This window comes from Aeromonas sp. FDAARGOS 1415 (genome assembly GCF_019048365.1).
GTDB classification, from domain to species: Bacteria; Pseudomonadota; Gammaproteobacteria; order Enterobacterales; family Aeromonadaceae; genus Aeromonas; species Aeromonas taiwanensis.
In genome coordinates, this window is record NZ_CP077363.1 from 3997765 (window position 1) to 4014778 (window position 17014).

The 17014-nt window shown below is 64.0% G+C and carries 15 protein-coding genes; 6 read left to right on the plus strand and 9 right to left on the minus strand.

Annotated features, from left to right (window positions below; all coding sequences use genetic code 11):
• Positions 1 to 80: 80 nt before the first annotated feature.
• The 3 genes from I6L45_RS18575 to I6L45_RS18585 all read right to left on the minus strand — a co-directional run bounded on the left by I6L45_RS18575 (position 81) and on the right by I6L45_RS18585 (position 4762).
• A complete protein-coding gene (locus I6L45_RS18575; RefSeq protein ID WP_216982900.1) occupies positions 81 to 2177 on the minus strand; it encodes a FimV/HubP family polar landmark protein in 2097 nt (698 codons plus the stop codon).
• Positions 2178 to 2470: 293 nt separating this feature from the next.
• Positions 2471 to 3487 (minus strand): aspartate-semialdehyde dehydrogenase, encoded by a 1017-nt coding sequence (locus I6L45_RS18580; protein WP_216982901.1) that lies wholly within the window; start codon positions 3485 to 3487, stop codon positions 2471 to 2473.
• Positions 3488 to 3640: 153 nt separating this feature from the next.
• Complete coding sequence (locus I6L45_RS18585; protein WP_216982902.1) at positions 3641 to 4762, minus strand: 4-phosphoerythronate dehydrogenase; 1122 nt, start codon at positions 4760 to 4762, stop codon at positions 3641 to 3643.
• A 280-nt stretch (positions 4763 to 5042) separates the two neighbouring features.
• Between I6L45_RS18585 and I6L45_RS18590 the strand changes: the two genes are divergently transcribed.
• Positions 5043 to 5765: a phosphatase PAP2 family protein gene (locus tag I6L45_RS18590; RefSeq protein ID WP_216982903.1), complete on the plus strand. Its 723-nt coding sequence runs from the start codon at positions 5043 to 5045 to the stop codon at positions 5763 to 5765.
• 77 nt (positions 5766 to 5842) lie between these two features.
• Here I6L45_RS18590 and I6L45_RS18595 read toward each other — a convergent pair whose 3' ends face one another.
• On the minus strand, positions 5843 to 6664 hold the full coding sequence (locus I6L45_RS18595; RefSeq protein ID WP_216982904.1) for a MetQ/NlpA family ABC transporter substrate-binding protein: 822 nt from the start codon (positions 6662 to 6664) through the stop codon (positions 5843 to 5845).
• Positions 6665 to 7010: 346 nt separating this feature from the next.
• On the opposite strand from I6L45_RS18595, the gene I6L45_RS18600 reads away from it, so the two are divergent.
• The 3 genes from I6L45_RS18600 to I6L45_RS18610 all read left to right on the plus strand — a co-directional run bounded on the left by I6L45_RS18600 (position 7011) and on the right by I6L45_RS18610 (position 8217).
• A complete protein-coding gene (locus tag I6L45_RS18600; protein WP_216982905.1) occupies positions 7011 to 7397 on the plus strand; it encodes a VOC family protein in 387 nt (128 codons plus the stop codon).
• Between the two features lie 84 nt (positions 7398 to 7481).
• Positions 7482 to 8021: a hydrolase gene (locus I6L45_RS18605; protein ID WP_216982906.1), complete on the plus strand. Its 540-nt coding sequence runs from the start codon at positions 7482 to 7484 to the stop codon at positions 8019 to 8021.
• 16 nt (positions 8022 to 8037) lie between these two features.
• The gene (locus I6L45_RS18610) at positions 8038 to 8217 is read left to right on the plus strand and encodes a hypothetical protein (RefSeq protein ID WP_254204348.1); all 180 of its coding nucleotides are present in this window, start codon (positions 8038 to 8040) and stop codon (positions 8215 to 8217) included.
• An 18-nt stretch (positions 8218 to 8235) separates the two neighbouring features.
• Here I6L45_RS18610 and modF read toward each other — a convergent pair whose 3' ends face one another.
• A complete protein-coding gene (modF, locus tag I6L45_RS18615) occupies positions 8236 to 9687 on the minus strand; it encodes a molybdate ABC transporter ATP-binding protein ModF (protein ID WP_216982908.1) in 1452 nt (483 codons plus the stop codon).
• Between the two features lie 120 nt (positions 9688 to 9807).
• Positions 9808 to 12180 carry a phosphoenolpyruvate synthase gene (ppsA, locus tag I6L45_RS18620; RefSeq protein WP_210549915.1) on the minus strand — a complete coding sequence of 791 codons (2373 nt, stop codon included), beginning with the start codon at positions 12178 to 12180 and terminating at the stop codon, positions 9808 to 9810.
• 308 nt (positions 12181 to 12488) lie between these two features.
• Between ppsA and I6L45_RS18625 the strand changes: the two genes are divergently transcribed.
• The gene (locus I6L45_RS18625; RefSeq protein ID WP_216982909.1) at positions 12489 to 13301 is read left to right on the plus strand and encodes a pyruvate, water dikinase regulatory protein; all 813 of its coding nucleotides are present in this window, start codon (positions 12489 to 12491) and stop codon (positions 13299 to 13301) included.
• Between the two features lie 121 nt (positions 13302 to 13422).
• Here I6L45_RS18625 and I6L45_RS18630 read toward each other — a convergent pair whose 3' ends face one another.
• Positions 13423 to 13716 (minus strand): hypothetical protein, encoded by a 294-nt coding sequence (locus I6L45_RS18630; protein WP_216982910.1) that lies wholly within the window; start codon positions 13714 to 13716, stop codon positions 13423 to 13425.
• A 355-nt stretch (positions 13717 to 14071) separates the two neighbouring features.
• Here I6L45_RS18630 and I6L45_RS18635 point away from each other — a divergent pair, with 355 nt between their 5' ends.
• Positions 14072 to 15448: an amino acid permease gene (locus tag I6L45_RS18635; protein ID WP_043759717.1), complete on the plus strand. Its 1377-nt coding sequence runs from the start codon at positions 14072 to 14074 to the stop codon at positions 15446 to 15448.
• Positions 15449 to 15661: 213 nt separating this feature from the next.
• Here the strand turns inward: I6L45_RS18635 and I6L45_RS18640 are convergent, their stop codons facing one another.
• A complete protein-coding gene (locus I6L45_RS18640; protein WP_216982911.1) occupies positions 15662 to 16363 on the minus strand; it encodes an SIMPL domain-containing protein in 702 nt (233 codons plus the stop codon).
• Between the two features lie 55 nt (positions 16364 to 16418).
• Entirely contained in the window at positions 16419 to 16976 is a 558-nt protein-coding gene (locus I6L45_RS18645; protein ID WP_216982912.1) for a hypothetical protein, read from the minus strand.
• Between the last annotated feature and the right edge of the window lie 38 nt (positions 16977 to 17014).

The window sequence follows — 17014 nt, forward strand, 5'->3', positions numbered from 1 at the left end:
GAGGCAGCGGTGCAGTGTGCCCCAAAGAGAGAGGGCAGCCCGCGGGCTGCCCTCCTGGTTCATGCATGACAAGCGGCCGCTTATCCCAGGCGCTTGAGCAGCTTCTCTGCCTCGTTGCGCTGGTGCTCGCTGCCCTGGGCCGCCGCCTCTTCCAGCAGCTCCCGGGCGCTCTCCTTGTCGTCGATCTCGAGGTAGGCACGGGCCAGATCCAGCTTGGCCCCCACACCACCGTCGTCGGCGTCCACGTCGAAGCCGTTGGACTCCGGCAGCACCTCGGGGAAACCGTCCAGCCCCACGTCCAGGGAGAAGCCCTGATAGGGTTCCTGCTCCGTGTTGCTGGCGTTGGCATCGGCCAGGAGCTTGTCGATCTCCACGTAGTCGTTGGCCTGCGCCTGCTCGCGGGGCTTCACATCGCTCTGGTGAGACTCCACCTCGGCGAAGGCATCCTCGAAGTCCGCCAGGGCCAGCTCGTTGGGATCCCAGGCCGGGGTCGCCCCCTTGGCGGGCTCCAGCCCGAGCTCGGCCAGCATGTCGTCCACATTGTCCTTGCCATAGCCGGCGTCTTCGTCCGGCAGCCCCTTGCCGGTCGGCTCGTCAAAGCCGGTCTCAATATCGCTCAGGTCGAAATTGGCAAGCTCGTCGTCACGCTGGCTGCGGCTCTCAACCTGGGCCTTTGCCAGATCCGCCTCGATCTCCGCATCCAGATCGGCAAACAGGGCAGCCTGCAGCTCCTCCTCGCTCATGAGCTCGTCGCGGCCACGGGGGGCCGTATCAGACTCGCCGGAGAGATCGAGATCGGGCCCACCGGGCAACTCGAAGTCCCCCTCGTGAGCCAGATCGAGCTCGGGCACCAGATCCGGGTCCCGCACCGTCGTCACCGCCGGCTCCACGTCGAAGGCGGAGAGCGCCGTATCATCCTCACTGAAGACGATGTCGGCCTGGGTTTTCTCCTCCCGTGGTGCCTCCGGCTCATTCAGGTCCGGCATGGGGTGCAGGGAATCTTCATCCGTGATGCCGACCGTCATCAGCTGATCGAACTCGCTGCTCTCCTCCCCCATCACCATGGCGGTGGATTCGGACAGGCTCTTCTCCTGCTCTTCCAGCTCCCGGCGCGCGCGGGCCCGCAGCCAGAGCGTCACCAGGGCCAGCACCAACAGCACCGGCAGCAGGATGATCATGGCGAGGTTGAGGGGCGAGGAGAGCAGCTCCATCAGCCAGCTCTGCTTGGGCGCGGGCGCCACCACGGGGGGCACCGGCTTGGCCTTGAGCTCGGCCACCTCTTTTTGCAGCGCGGTCTGATCCTGCAGCTGGGCCTTGAGAGTCTCCACCTCTTCGGTCAGGGATTGCAGGCGCAGCTTGAGCCTGTGGTTCATCTCGGTGACCTGGCCGAGCTGGGCATTGGCGTCTTCCAGAGCCAGCGCCATCTCGGTGGAGGGTTTGCCCGCCGGGGCGGCAGGCAGAGGCGTCGGCGTCGTGGCGCTGGCGGCACTCGCGGTGACCGGCGCGGGCGGCGCCTTGACCGTCTCTTTGGCGTCGGCGGCCGGCAGGGGCGCCGGTGCCTTGGCAGCCGGCACCGGGAGCGGGGCCGCCTTGGGCGCAGTGTTCGTTGCCACTGGGGCCGGCTTGGCTGGCGCAGCCGGTTTGCTCACGACGGGCTGGGCGGTGTGCGTCTGCTTGTTCGCCAGGTATTTGGGGCTCAACCCCTTCCAGCTCGCGTTGTCGCTGTTGAAGCGGCGGCGCGCCTCGGCATCCGTGATGCGGCCCGCCTCGGCGGCCGTCGGCAACAGGATGCGCGACCCCACCAGAATGTGGTTGATGTTGCCATCGGCAAAGCTTCTGGGGTTCTTGTCATAGATCGCCACCATGGTCTGGTAGACGCTCACCCGGCTGGAGGGGCGATGCTTGCTCGCCAGGCTCCACAGGGTGTCGGTGGGACGAACGGGACCATAACTGCCGGCCGACGCAGTGGCGACCTGGCGCACTATGGGTTGCGCCTTGGGCAGGGTAACTGGCGCCACGGGCTGGGCCCGGGGCTCTGGTTGTACGGCGGGAGGGGGGGAACCATCCGGTCCCTTGAGCTCGACAAAGAAAGGCTCGCGCCCCGCCTCGTCAGCCTGAACCGTGCCCAGAAGCCCCAATGCGAGTAGCGTTGCCAGCGTTATGCGGGAATGTCCCATATTCGTTCCTTCGTATGACGGCCCTATCACATTGAAAAACCTGGATAGTTACCCCAAAACAATCGGCTCAATATAAAGCAGGCGCCGGTCTCAAGCCAGCGTTGCGACATATTTCACGCCCGGCGACCACCAGATGGTCGTTCCGGACGCGAACCAGAGTGTAGAAAAAAACCTAGTTCACTGATATCACTCAACATTCCTAAAACCGGAGAGTGGGTGCCCGGTCACATCCCGGGGCCGCTGCTTCGGCTCAAGGGCGGGGTTCCCTCCCCGCCACGGGCCGGCAACCGGCCTCAGAGGTAGTCGCGTACCAGCAGTTCGGCAATCTGCACGCTGTTGGTCGCCGCGCCCTTACGAACGTTATCGGCCACGATCCACATATTGATACCGCAAGGATGAGAAATATCCTGGCGAACCCGGCCCACCATCACCTCGTCCTGGCCAGTGGCGTCTCGTACCGGGGTCGGATAGTCGTTCTCGTCGTCGAACAGGGTGACGCCCGGCGCATTGCGCAGCAGCTCCTTGACCTGCTCGGCATCCAGTGGCTGATGCAGCTCGACGTGGACCGCCTCGGCATGGCCGTAGAACACCGGCACCCGCACGCAGGTGGGGTTCACGGCGATGCTGGCATCCCCGAGGATCTTCTGGGTCTCCCACACCATCTTCATCTCTTCCCGGGTGTAACCGTTGTCGGTGAAGCTGTCGATCTGCGGGATCAGGTTGAAGGCGATCTGCTGCGGATAGAGGGTGGGCTCCACCGGACGGCCGTTCAGCAGGTGGGCGGTCTGGCCCGCCAGCTCGCTCACCCCCTCCTTGCCGGAGCCGGAGACGGACTGGTAGGTCGCCACGTTGATGCGAGCGATGCCCACCTCATCGTGCAGGGGCTTGAGGGCCACCAGCATCTGGATGGTGGAGCAGTTGGGGTTGGCGATGATGTTGCGGTTGCGAAAATCCGCCAGGACGTCCGGGTTCACCTCCGGGATCACCAGGGGAACGTCTTCGTCGTAACGGAAGCAGGAGGTGTTGTCGATGACGATGCAGCCGTGCTCGGCGGCAATGGGCGCCCACTTGGCAGAGACCTCGGCCCCGGCGGAGAAGAGGGCTATCTGCACCTGGCTCCAGTCAAACTCCTCCACGTCCAGGATGTCGACGTTCTTGCCGCCAAAGCGCACAGTGTCGCCGGCGCTGCGGCTGGAGGCCAAGGGGTAGAGGGTGGCGACCGGGAAGGCGCGCTCCTCCAGGATCTCGATCATGGCCTGACCCACGGCGCCGCTCGCGCCCAGTACCGCTACGTTGAATTGCTGACTCACTGTTGTGTCTCCTGTGCTGCCGCCCCTCGGGTCCCACGGATGGCGGGCCCCCGAATGGCAGGCGTGTTCGATAAGATGGCTGGCCCGGCCAAGGTGCCGGGCCGGGGCAAGGATCCGGTATTGCGTCCGTCTCCCTGCCCGTTGAAATCAGGTTTATACCGCCGGGACACAAAAGCCCAGGCGGGCCAGTCTGTCGTCGGCGAAGGGGCCCTTCAGCTGCAGGGAGGAGAGCTCGCGCCGCTCCGGGTAGCGTTTGCGCTGCTCATCGAAGCTGCCGGGCAGCCCGATCCGGTTGCGAAAACGGGCGTCGTCCCGGCGCACGTCATAGATGAGGTGGACCAGCTGCTTGATCAGACTCTGATCCGCCGGCTGCCCGGGGGTCAGTTCGCGCACCTCCGGGGGAGGCAGCAGGGATTGCAGATCCTGACGCGGCGGGCGGCCAAGCTGTTTGCAGAGCGCCTCGTAGAGCATCCAGGTCCCCCGAGCCTTGCCTTCCAGGCTGTAACCGGCGATGTGCGGGGTCGCCAGCTCGGTATGGGGCACCAGGGCCTTGAGGGGCTCCGGCTCCCCTTCCCACACGTCCATCACCAGCCGCAGGGGATGGGCCCCCTGCTGGCGGGCGAGCAGGGCCTGATTGTCCCACACCTCGCCACGGGAGGCGTTGATGAGGATCTGCCCGGCCGGGCGCTCGGCGATGTCCCGCTCCCCCAGCAAGTGGAAGGTGGCGTCCTCTCCGTCCCGGGTATAGGGGACGTGGAAGCTGACGATATCGGCGCCAAGGGCGGTCTGGTAATCCACGTAGTCACCGGCCGCGCCGCTGCGGGCCAGGGGCGGATCGCAGCGCAGCACCCGCATGCCGAGCGCCTCGGCCTTGCCGGCCACGCACTCGCCGGTATTGCCGGCCCCGATCACCGCCAGGGTCATGGCAGCGAGGTCGAGTTCATGGCGCTCCCCCAGCACCAGCAGGGCAGAGAGCACATAGTCCCCCACCGACACCTTGTTGCAGCCGGGGGCGCTGAAGAAGGGAATGCCCCGGTCCGCCAGCAGCCCCTGATCGATGTGATCCGTGCCTATGGTGGCGGTACCCACGAAGCTCAGCCTGGGGCTGGTCGCCAGCAGCGAGGCGTTGACCCGGGTCACGGAGCGCACCAGCAGCACGTCCGCCTCTTGCAGATCCGCCGCCTGTATCTCTCGTCCCGGCAGGGGGATCACCTCGCCAAATTCGGCAAACAGCTCCAGGGCATGGGGCATATTTTCATCAACCACGATCTTCATCGGCACGCTTCTCATCCACAAGGGCCACAGGCGCGCCATTCTAGCCCAAACGAACCGAATTTTCAGGGGCTTGTTCCAGGGCGCACCCGGGGCATGCGCCCGACCCGCAGGCCTGCGCCCTGACATCACGGCTCGCGCCCAGGCAAGCGCCCTCTACGGCAGGTCTCCGCCATATGTAACAACATGTTGCCCCGCCCCTCTCCCGCCTTGACCACAGGACCCTGGCTGGCACAATGGCGCCTCTTTTTTGGCGCGCCCCGCGCCCCGCGATGGGCCCGTTATGCCGACTCACTCCTCTTCGTTGCCACGCCGCCGGGTGCTTGGCTTCAACGCGGTGCTGCTGCTGCCGCTGCTTCTGCTCTTCTGCCTGCCCTGGCAGCCGTTCATGACCCAGTCCCTGCAATCGGGCTGGCTCTGGTGGCCCTACGCCCTCACGCGCATGGTGGATGTGCCCGGTCTGGTCTTCACCGTTGTCGCCCTGCTGCTGGTGACCAGGCACAAGCTGACGCTGGATGGTCGCGCCCTGCTGGCGCTGACCGGCGCCCTGTTTGCCGTGCTCGCGAGCGACTGGATCATCAAGAGCCTCATCAAGACACTGACCGAAGAGCCCAGGCCCTACCTGCTCTGGCTGGAGAGTCAGCACCTCATCCCCGACATCCGCCAGTTCTATGCCGGCAGCCAGGCGCTGCGCGCCGAGCAGGTCCATGCGGCCACCCAGTTGCTCGCGATCCCCCCCTGGCTCGGCCAGCACTGGGGGGCCGAGGTCAACTACGCCTTCCCCTCCGGCCACAGCATCGCCGCCATGAGCCTGGCCCAGTTCTTCGGCCTCATCTGGCTGGCGCGCGCCCCCGCCGGGGTCTGGCTGCTGCCGCTCTGGGCCCTCGGCATCGGCCTGTCACGCACCCTGATCGGCATGCACTGGCCTCTGGACGTGCTGGCCAGCGCCCTGCTCGGCAGCCTGACCGCGCTCCTGGCCGCCCGCTGGTGGCTGCGCCACTACTGAGCACACAGGCCGCCTTCGCGGTATGCCAATGAAAAACGGGCACCTGGGTGCCCGTTTTTTTGTCTTTGGTGTGGCCCTCAGCCCTTCGGCTGCCAGCCCTGGGGATACTTGTAGCCCACGAAGCGCTTGGCGGCATAGGCCTTGAACTCGGGGGAGTTGTAGGCGGCCGCCACGTCCTTGGCGAACGGCTTGTCCGCGTCGGCACTCTTCACCACCACCCAGTTGATGAAGTCGTAGCTGCGCTCGAGGAAGAGGCCGGTGCTGAACGGAATGCCGCTCGAGGCGGCAAAGTTGCCGTTGATGACGGAGAAGTCCACGTCTTCACGGGAGCGCGGCAGCTGGGCCGCCTCCAGCAGCACCAGCTTGATGCCGTGGGGGTTCTTCACCACGTCGAACTCGCTCGCCTTGAGGGGATTGATCCCCTCCTTGAGGGTCAGCCAGCCCAGATCCTGCAGCATCAGCAGCGCCCGCGCCTGGTTGGTGGGATCGTTCGGAATGGCGACCGTGCTCCCCTCCTTGAGCGCCTTCAGATCCGCCAGCTTGCCGGCGTAGAGCCCCATGGGGCCGGTCGGCACCTGGGTAATGGGGGCGAGCGACAGACCGCGATCCCTGGAGAAGCTGTCCAGATAGGGCTTGTGCTGGAAACAGTTCACGTCGAGCGAGCCGTCGGCCAGGGCGATGTTAGGGGTCACATAGTCGGTGAATTCCACCAGCTTGACCTGGTAACCCTTGGCCTCGAGCTGGGGCTTGATGGAGTCGGTCACCATGTCGGCGAAGTCCCCGACCGTGGTGCCGATGACGATCTCCTTCTTGGCCGGATCGGCGGCCAGGACGGAGAATGGCAGGCTGCCGGCCAGCAGGGCCAGGGCGGAGAGGGTGAAGAAGGTACGACGCTGCATAGAAACTCCCTGTCTACATGATCAAAAGCGGTGGGCGGTCGGTGTCAGGAAAGAAGCGACAACACAACCATCCAGCCATCCAAACGGCCAATTGATGACACCATAACAGAGCTTGTTCCCTTCGCCAAGCAACAAAACCGGGCAAGCTTGCCCGAATACTGGCAGGGCCTGGCCGGCGCCTTCATGGAGAATTTTTGACGGCACACACAGTTACGAGTTTCTCCCATGCCGTTGAAGGCTGCATCTGGCCTATTGTGGTCATTCGATACCCATTATCCAGGGCCCACTGCGGCATCGAGGGGGCGACAGTACCCCCTTCTTCATCCAGACAGCACAAGGAGCGGCTGTGTTCGATCATGTTGAAATCAAGGTGGTGAACGTCGACGACTGCCGACGCTTCTACGAAACCGTGCTGGCACCCCTCCTGATAGAACTCAAATGGGCGGATGAAGGCGCCGCAGGCTTCGGCCCTGTGGGTCGCGACAAGGTGGGCTTCCTGATAGAGCGCGGCGAACGGGGCGCCCCCTGCCATCTCGCGTTCGCGGCCAGCACCGCTGCCCAGGTGGATGCGTTCCATCGGGCCGGCGTCATGGCCGGCTTTGCCTGCAACGGGTTGCCGGGGCTGCGTCCCCACTATGCCCCCGATTACTACGCCGCCTTCCTGCGCGATCCGGACGGCAACAACATTGAGGCGCTGGCCTACCTTGAGCGCCCGGGCACGATGAGCGAGTGAAGAAGCGCCGCGCAGTCATCCAGCCAAAAGCCCGGCGTCATTGGGCACCAGGCCAGGCAACCCGCCACAAACAAGGAGACATTCATGCTTGAGCACAACACCACCGGCCTGCTGGTCGTCGATATCCAGGGCAAGCTCGCCCGCCTGGTCGAGGAGAGCGACACCCTGATTGCCAATACCGCCACGCTGGTGCAAGGGGCCAGGGCGCTGGGGCTGCCGGTTGTCTGGCTGGAGCAAAATCCCGGGAAACTCGGCGCCACCGTCCACGAGCTGCAGCCGCTGCAGGCGGGGGATCCCGTGCTCCCCAAGTTCAGCTTCGGCGCCCTGGGGGAGCCCGATGTGGCGACCGCGCTGGCCGAGAGCGGGGTCGACCACTGGCTGGTGTGTGGCATCGAGACCCATATCTGCGTCTACCAGAGCGTGCTGGGGCTTCTGGCCAGCGGCGCCCGGGTCTCGCTGGTGGTGGATGCGGTGTCGTCCCGTCGCGCCGCCAACCGGGAACTCGCCATCGGTCAGCTGGCGGCCCGGGGGGCGGCCCTCACCTCGGTGGAGATGTGCCTCTATGAGCTGATGGGGGATTGCCGACACCCGGCGTTTCGCCAGATCCTCTCTCTGGTGAAATAGCCAAGTGATGGACAACATGGCCCCCCTGATGTTTGCCCTCATCTCCTTCGGGGTGGCACTCACGGTGACCATGACGGGCATGGCCGCCACCCGCCAATATCTGGCCTGGCTCTGGCTCGGGATCATGCTCTTCTTCGGGCTGTGGTGGGCGCTGCTGGGCATGCCCCCACTCCTCGCCGGGCCAGCCCCGCTCTGATCATGCCGCCCGGGTGGCTCACTCCCCCAGGCGCTCCTGCAGATAGTCGTATCCCCCTTCCTTCCTTGGCACGAAGCTCAGCCTGTGGGTGAGGCCGGGGGGCGCATCCTCGGGGTGATGGGAGACGAACAGCAACTGGGTACCCTCGCCCACGAGGCGTACCACCATCTCCCGCACCAGGTGGCGGTTGAGGGGATCCAGCCCCTGCAGGGGCTCATCCAGGATGAGCAGCGGCGGATGCTTGACCAGGGCCCGTGCGATGAGCACCAGGCGCTGCTGGCCAAAGGAGAGGCCGTGGAAGGGCGTTGCCCCCTGCTGCTCGAGCCCCAGCAGGGCCAGCCACTGGTTGGCCAGCGCCAGCTGGCGATCCCCCGGCCGGGTATAGAGCCCGATGGAGTCGTAGAAGCCGGAGAGGATCACCATCTGCACCGAGCAGCCGACGCGATAGTCCAGGTGCAGCACCGGGCTCACCAGCCCGATGTGGCGTTTGATCTCCCAGATGCTCTCGCCGCTGCCCCGCCGCCGCCCGAACAGGTGGAGATCGTTGTTGTAGCCCTGCGGGTGATCCCCGGTGATGAGGGAGAGCAGGGTCGACTTGCCAGCCCCGTTGGGCCCCACCAGTTGCCAGTGTTCCCCCTCTCCCATCGTCCAGTCGAGGCCATCGATGACCACCTGCTCCCCGTAGGCCACGCGCAGGGCGCGCATGACGACCCAGGGCCCCGGGGGCAAGGAGGCGGGCGCCGTGAGCGGAGGCGGCAACCGGGGGGAGGCCGTCTGCGCACGGGCCAGCTGGGCCACTTCCCGGCTGCCCAGCACCGCCTCCCGCTTCCCCGCCAGCAGCAGGCGGCACTCGCCGAGCAGGCCGAGGTGGGTGGCGAAGGGGGGGATCTCGTCGAAGCGGTTGACGATCACCACCAGCCGCTGCCCCCCTGTCACCAGTTGCGCCAGCAGCGCCATCAGGGAGGCCCTGGCCCCCTGATCCAGCCCATCGAAGGGTTCATCCAGCACCAACAGCTCGGGGCGCCCCAGCAGGGCCCGGGCCAGCAACAGCTTGCGCCCCTCCCCGCTCGAGAGATAACGGTAGGGGCGCTCCCACAGGGATTCGATGCCAAAACGAGCCAACAGCGCGCGCGCCGCTGGCTCTTCCCCCTCCTCCAGCATCAGGGTCGACACCCGGTAACCCGCCTCCTCCTCTTCCCCCAGCATGTCGGTGTTGCGCCGCTGCCAGTCCAGCTCCCCCAGCTGCTGCTGCGACTCGAAAGAGAGGCGCACCGCCTTCACCCGGCCGCTGGCGGCCCCCTCGCGCAGGGCGAGCTCCCCGCACAGGGCCGAGGCGAGCGCCGTCTTGCCGCTGCCGTTGCTGCCGACGAAGGCCCAGCACGCCTGCGGGGTGAGGCAAAGCTCGGGGATTACCAGGGTACGGTGGCCGCGCAGGGCCAGGGTGGCGGCTTGCCACTGCAATGAGGTCATGGGGTCGTCCTGTGAGTCGCGGGAAGCAGCCTTGCTCCCTCCCCTTGTAACAGAAAAAGGGGGGCGCAGACAAAAACGGCGCCATTGCGGCGCCGTATCGTTGAAGAGCGGGGGACGGGCTTAGCCGGCCTTGTGCTGCTCGGCCAGATAGAGCCAGGTATCGACCACGGTATCCGGGTTGAGCGACACCGAATCGATCCCCTGCTCGACCAGCCAGGCCGCGAAGTCCGGGTGATCGGACGGCCCCTGGCCGCAGATCCCCACGTACTTGCCCGCCTTGCGGGCGGCGGCGATGGCCATGGCCAGCAGCGCCTTGACCGCCTCGTTGCGCTCGTCGAACAGATGGGCGATGAGCCCCGAGTCCCGATCCAGCCCAAGCGTGAGCTGGGTCATGTCGTTGGAGCCGATGGAGAAGCCGTCGAAGTGCTCGAGGAACTTGTCCGCCAGCAGCGCGTTGGAGGGCAGCTCGCACATCATGATGACCTTGAGGCCACGCTCGCCACGACGCAGGCCGTTTTCGGCCAGGATGTCGATGACCTGCTCCGCCTCACCCAGGGTACGCACGAAGGGGATCATCACCTCGACGTTGGTCAGCCCCATGACGTCGCGCACCCGTTTCATCGCCTCGCACTCCAGCGCGAAGCAGGGACGGAAGCTGTCTGCGATATAGCGAGAGGCGCCACGGAAGCCGATCATGGGGTTCTCCTCGTGGGGCTCGTAACCACGGCCCCCCACCAGGTTCGCGTACTCGTTGGACTTGAAGTCCGACATCCGCACGATGACCCGCTCCGGCCAGAAAGCGGCCGCCAGGGTGGCGATCCCCTCGCTCAGCTTGGCCACGTAAAACTCCCGGGGGCTCTCGTAGCCCGCGATCATCTTGCTGATGGTGGCCTGAAGCTCCGGTGTCTGCTGATCGAACTCCAGCAGCGCCTTGGGGTGCACCCCGATCATGCGGTTGATGATGAACTCGAGACGGGCCAGGCCCACGCCGGCGTTCGGCAACTGGGCGAAGTCGAAGGCACGGTCCGGGTTGCCGACGTTCATCATCACCTTGATGGGCAGGCGCGGCATGTTGCCCACCTCGGTCACCGCCACGTCGAAGTCGAGCTCGCCGTCATAGATGAAGCCGGTGTCCCCTTCCGCACAGGAGACGGTGATGAGCTGGCCATCCTGGATGTGATCGGTGGCGTTGCCGCAACCCACCACTGCCGGGATGCCGAGCTCCCGGGCGATGATGGCGGCGTGGCAGGTGCGTCCACCGCGGTTGGTGACGATGGCGGAGGCCCGCTTCATGATGGGCTCCCAGTCCGGGTCGGTCATGTCGGTGACCAGCACATCGCCGGGCTGCACTTCATCCATCTGGCTGATGGAGGAGATGACCCGGGCCGGGCCCGCGCCGATCTTGTGGCCGATGGCGCGCCCCTCGATCAGCACCTTGCCGGATTGTTTGAGCGCGAAACGTTCGAGCGTGTTCGCCTCCTGGCGACTGCGCACTGTTTCCGGACGGGCCTGGACGATATAGAGCTTGCCATCCTGACCATCCTTGGCCCACTCGATGTCCATCGGGCGACCGTAGTGCTGCTCGATGATGAGGGCCTGTTTGGCCAGCGCCATCACCTCTTCATCCGTGATGCAGAAGCGGCTGCGCTCGGCCTCGGAGGTGTCGACAATTTTCACCTGACGGCCGTGACCGGCATCGTCGGAGTAGGTCATCTTGATGAGCTTGGACCCCAGGGTCTTGCGCACCACGGCGGGACGGCCGCCCTTCAAGGTCGGCTTGTGGACGTAGAACTCGTCCGGGTTGACGGCCCCCTGCACCACCATCTCGCCCAGGCCCTGGGCGCCGGTGATGAAGACGACGTCGTTGAAACCGGATTCGGTATCCAGGGTGAACATGACGCCGGAGGCGGCGAGATCCGAGCGCACCATGCGCTGCACCCCGGCGGAGAGGGCGACGCCCTTGTGGTCATAGCCCTGATGCACCCGGTAGGAGATGGCGCGATCGTTGAACAGAGAGGCAAACACATGCTTGATGGCGGTCATGACGGCGTCGATACCGCGCACGTTGAGGAAGGTCTCCTGCTGGCCGGCAAACGACGCATCCGGCATGTCTTCCGCGGTGGCGGACGAGCGCACCGCAAAGGAGGCCTCCAGCCCGGCACTCAGCTTGTCATAGGCGTCACGCACGGCCTGCTCCAGCGCAGGCTGGAACGGCGCTTCAACTACCCAGTCGCGGATCTGCTGGCCGGCCCGGTTGAGGGCAGCGATATCGTCCACGTCCAGGCTGTCGAGCAGGTCGTGGATCTTGCCGTTCAGACCGCTTAACTCCAGAAACTCGTTAAACGCAAAGGCGGTGGTCGCGAACCCGCCCGGCACGGACACGCCGGCACCAGAGAGGTTGCTGATCATCTCGCCAAGGGATGCATTCTTGCCGCCGACGCGCTCGACGTCCTGCATACCGAGCTGTTCGTACCAGAGTACGTACTGTTGCATTTGCATGTCTCCAGGTTGGGGGGCCAGGGTGACCAATCACCAGCTGTGCCAAATCATGTGTTTTTGTTGGTGTCTGTTGCCAACGACCATGAAAACGTTTTCTATTTATTGTCAAAAAAATCCCCGAGCAAGAGTTGGGGATGGCCGTTTGACACAGGCATTCTACAATAGCGACACAAAAAGGTAACGACTCAGGTTTGCAAGCCAGTTCACAACTTGGGTACGGCAGATCTGTTGACAAAAACGATATGGTTTCGAGAGATACTTATTTCTCGTCATTCCCCAGGAGCGCCCCACAGGAGTCCGCAGTGCACACCGTATTTTATGTATCTGATGGTACCGCCATCACCGCCGAGGTCTTCGGCCACGCCGTGCTGAGCCAGTTTCCCCTCGCCTTCGAGCAGGTCACCATCCCCTTCGTGGAGACCCTGGACAAGGCCCGCCAGGTGCGGGGCCGCATCGACGAGCAGTTTCGCCAGACCGGGGTACGCCCCATCCTGTTTCACACCATCGTCGACCCGCAGGTACGCGAGGAGGTGCTGAAGGCGCAGGCCAGCCACCACGATTTTCTCAACACCTTCGTGAGCCCCCTGGAGCAGGAGTTCGGCATCAAAGCTGAGCCCAGGCTGCACCGCACCCATGGCATGGAAAACCGCAAGCTCTACGACGATCGCATCGAGGCGGTCAACTTCGCGCTGGCCAACGATGACGGTATCACCACCAAGGAGTACGAGGAGGCTGACATCATCCTCATCGGGGTTTCCCGCTGCGGCAAGACGCCAACCAGCCTCTACCTGGCGCTGCAGTTCGGCATTCGTGCCGCCAACTACCCTTTCATCGAGCAGGACATGGGTACGCTGGATCTGCCCGCCGCCCTCAAGGCCAATCGCCACAAGCTGTTCGGCCTCACCATTGCGCCCCAGCGGCTGCACGAGATCCGTAACCAGCGCCGTGCCAACAGCCGTTACTCCTCGCTGGAACAGTGCGAACAGGAGTTGGCGAGCGTGGAGCGGCTGTTTCGCCAGGAGGCGATCCGCTTCCTCGATACCAGCTCCCACTCGGTGGAGGAGATCAGCGCCAAGATCCTGGAGGCGACCGGCCTGCGCCGCCAACTCTGCTAAAGGAAAGCTGTGCTGGCAGCCTGATACGCACGGGACGCGCACCGGATCAGACCCATGGCAAGATAACGAGACAACCAGACAGAAGAGCGATGACGCCTGCGGCTGGCAGGCGTCACGGCATTCAGGGGAGAGGACGGGATGGGGGCTGGTTGAGCTCCCTGTTGTTCATCAACATGCCGTAAAAGCGGAGCAGCCCGTGGCGCCTGCGCACCCGCTCGCTCAGCCAGCACGCGGGGAGCAGCCCCAGCCCGGCGGCAAGGGCCAGGACCATGGCAATGTGGCTCACCAGATAATCCGCCCCTTGCCATCCCCAGACGAGCAGGCAGGCCATCGCCATCGTCAACAACATGGGGGAGAGCCAGACTCCCAGCCACAGCACGGCGCACAACAGCCCGGCGACAATACGTTCGAACATATGAGTCCTTTCTTGAGAAAGGGCCATCAACCCACCAGCGCGCCACAATGTCAACGCCATCAAGATCAACCGTTCACAAAGCCAGCAATCACTTCCAAAACCCCTTCCCAGATCATAAAAAACCTGCATAGCGCACAAAAAGCCAGCCAATGATGATGAAAACAGGTGCATGAGGGGGCGTTTATCACTATTCTGCTCGGGTTGGTAGCCGCTACAAAAAACAGCCAGCGGCAAACCGTAACGATATAAATACGGATTTCGTCACGTTTTCGGCACAAGATGCTGCGCCGGGCACAGGAAGTGCCATGGCCGACGAGGCGAAAACGAGTGAATTCAGCGACGTAAGGAAGGAAGAATGGATCTTCAACAACAAGGCGAAGAGCTGAAGCGTGGCCTGAAAAACCGCCACATCCAGCTCATCGCACTGGGCGGTGCCATCGGGACCGGCCTGTTCCTCGGCATTGCCGACACCATCAAGATGGCGGGCCCCTCGGTGCTGCTGGGCTATGCCATCGGCGGCTTCATCGCCTTCCTCATCATGCGCCAGCTCGGCGAGATGGTGGTGGAAGAGCCGGTTGCCGGCTCGTTCAGCCACTTTGCCTACAAATACTGGGGTGACTTTGCCGGCTTCGCCTCCGGCTGGAACTACTGGGTGCTCTACGTGCTGGTGAGCATGGCCGAGCTGACGGCTGTCGGCATCTATGTCCAGTACTGGTGGCCCGAGATCCCGACCTGGATGTCGGCGGCCTTCTTCTTTGTGCTGATCAACGCCATCAACCTCTCCAACGTCAAGGCGTTCGGCGAGATGGAGTTCTGGTTCGCCATCATCAAGGTCGTCGCCATTCTCGGCATGATTGGATTCGGCGGCTGGATGCTGTTCTCCGGCAGCGGTGGTCCCGAGGCCACGGTCAGCAACCTCTGGGCCCAGGGCGGCTTCTTCCCCAACGGCGTCGGCGGGCTGGTGATGGCCATGGCCTTCATCATGTTCTCCTTCGGCGGCCTGGAGCTGGTCGGCATCACGGCGGCGGAAGCGGACAACCCCGAGAAAAGCATCCCCAAGGCCACCAACCAGGTGATCTACCGCATCCTCATCTTCTACATCGGCGCCCTGACCGTACTGCTCTCCCTCTATCCCTGGGGCAAGGTGGTGGAAGGTGGCAGCCCGTTCGTGATGATCTTCCACGCCCTGGACAGCAACCTGGTGGCCAACGTGCTGAACCTGGTGGTGCTGACCGCCGCGCTGTCCGTCTACAACAGCTGCGTCTACTGCAACAGCCGTATGCTGTTTGGCCTGGCCAAGCAGGGCAACGGTCCCAAGGCGCTGCTCAAGACCAACAAGAGCGGTGTGCCCCTGACCGCCATCACCATTTCGGCCGCGGCCACCCTGCTGTGCGTGCTGATCAACTACCTGATCCCGGGCAAGGCCTTCGGCCTCTTGATGTCCCTGGTGGTCTCCGCCCTGGTCATCAACTGGGCCATGATCAGCCTGGCGCACCTCAAATTCCGCAAGGTCAAGGCCGCCGAAGGGGTCACCACCAAGTTCAAGGCATTGTGGAGCCCGTTTGGCAACTACCTCTGCCTCGCCTTCATGGCCGCCATCCTGGTGATCATGTACATGAACGACGGCACCCGCATCTCGGTCGAGCTGATCCCGGCCTGGGTCCTGGTTCTCGGCATCGGCTACCTGCTCAAACAGAAGAGCCAGCGCCGGGTAGCCACCAACCTCGGTTGATCCCTCACTGCCATCTCATAATGCCGGTCACTGACCGGCATTTTTCTTTCTGCCTCTGCTTGCGTGATATCGGCCACCCTTCTTTTCCTGATCTGGCTCGAGTTAGCAACCGACCTTGGTTTGTTGACGCCGATAGCCCCGCCTTGGCCCATAAACGACAAACCCGAGGCAGGGCCCCGGGTTTGGGTCAAGTACAGAGAGGGTTGCTGCCCGTCACTCCAGGAGGAAGACGGCTTCCACGTTGTCCGTGATGCTGATCTGCTGCTGTTGGTAGCTGTTTTCCATCATGTCGTCGGCAGGGGCAGCAGCGGCCTTCATGGCGCGGCTATAGACAGGGACAGGGGTGCTGTTGCGATACTCGACGCTGTATACCTTGCCAAGTTTCATGCCAAAGGCCTTGGCTAGGGATTCCGCCTTGCTCGTGGCATCCGCCACCGCGCCAAGGCGTGCCTGCTCCTTGATGACCTGGGGTGACTTGAGGCCGTATTCAATCTGGGTGACGGACTCCAGACCCGCCTTGAGGGCGGTATCCATCAACTGGCTGAGCTTGTCGAGCTGATAGAGCTTGACCGCCAGCTGACGCTGGGCACGATAGCCCACCATCTCGGGCTGCTTGTTCTGGGGATACTGGTACTCGGGGGAGATCACCAGGTTGCCTGCCTCCACATCGCTGCGCTTGATGCCGAGGCTCTCCAGCTGCCCAAAGAAAGCGGCGACCTTGGTGTCCACCTTCTGCTTGGCCTTGATGCCCTGCTTCTCCAGCGCGGTCACCGCCACATTCAGCGTCAGCATATCGGGTTCGGCCTTCTGCTCCGCGTAGCCACTGACCACAAGATGGGGCGCCTGCGGCACCTCAATGGCGAACAGCGGGGTACTGACAACCAGCGCAGACAGGGTAAGAAGGGGACGCCACATAGAAAAAACCTCCATCGATTAGATGGAGGCCATTATGCACGTCGTCGATTGGGATTCATATCTCGTGCGACGGAGGGAGCTGTTCCAGCACCTGGTTGGTCATGTCGATGTTGATGCTGATCTCGTTGCCAAGCGGGCTGCCATGACTCGACATCACGGACGCTGGCGCCTGTGCTCCGAGCAAGGGTTCATCGTCGAAGTGGAAAGAGTCCCACGACAAAACGTGACCTTGCGATGGCGCACTCGACTCCGGGGCTGTCGCCATCATCAGGCCACTCCAGTCGATCTCTTCATTGTGGCTGAGCAGTCCCTGCAAGGAGGTGCTGCTCAGACTCTGCAATGAATACTCCTGCTGCCCCCACTCGTGACCAACCAGCACCACCATGTGGGGCAAGGGCGCATCCTCGGCTGGCGTGAAGTGAATGCTGGGGGCGGCAAAGTCCACGTCGAGCAGTCCTGCCACGTCCCCATCCTCGCTCTCCAGCTCCAGACCGTTGAGTTTGTCACCCGTCATGGTGGCCTGATAGCCGAAACGGCCGGTGCAGACAATGTTGTCCTGCCCGTCCCAGCTATAACGAATGCCATCGATGTCGACCCAGTTGAATGACTGCATGGTGACTCCCTCCCGATACTGCCGCTATCTTAGCCATC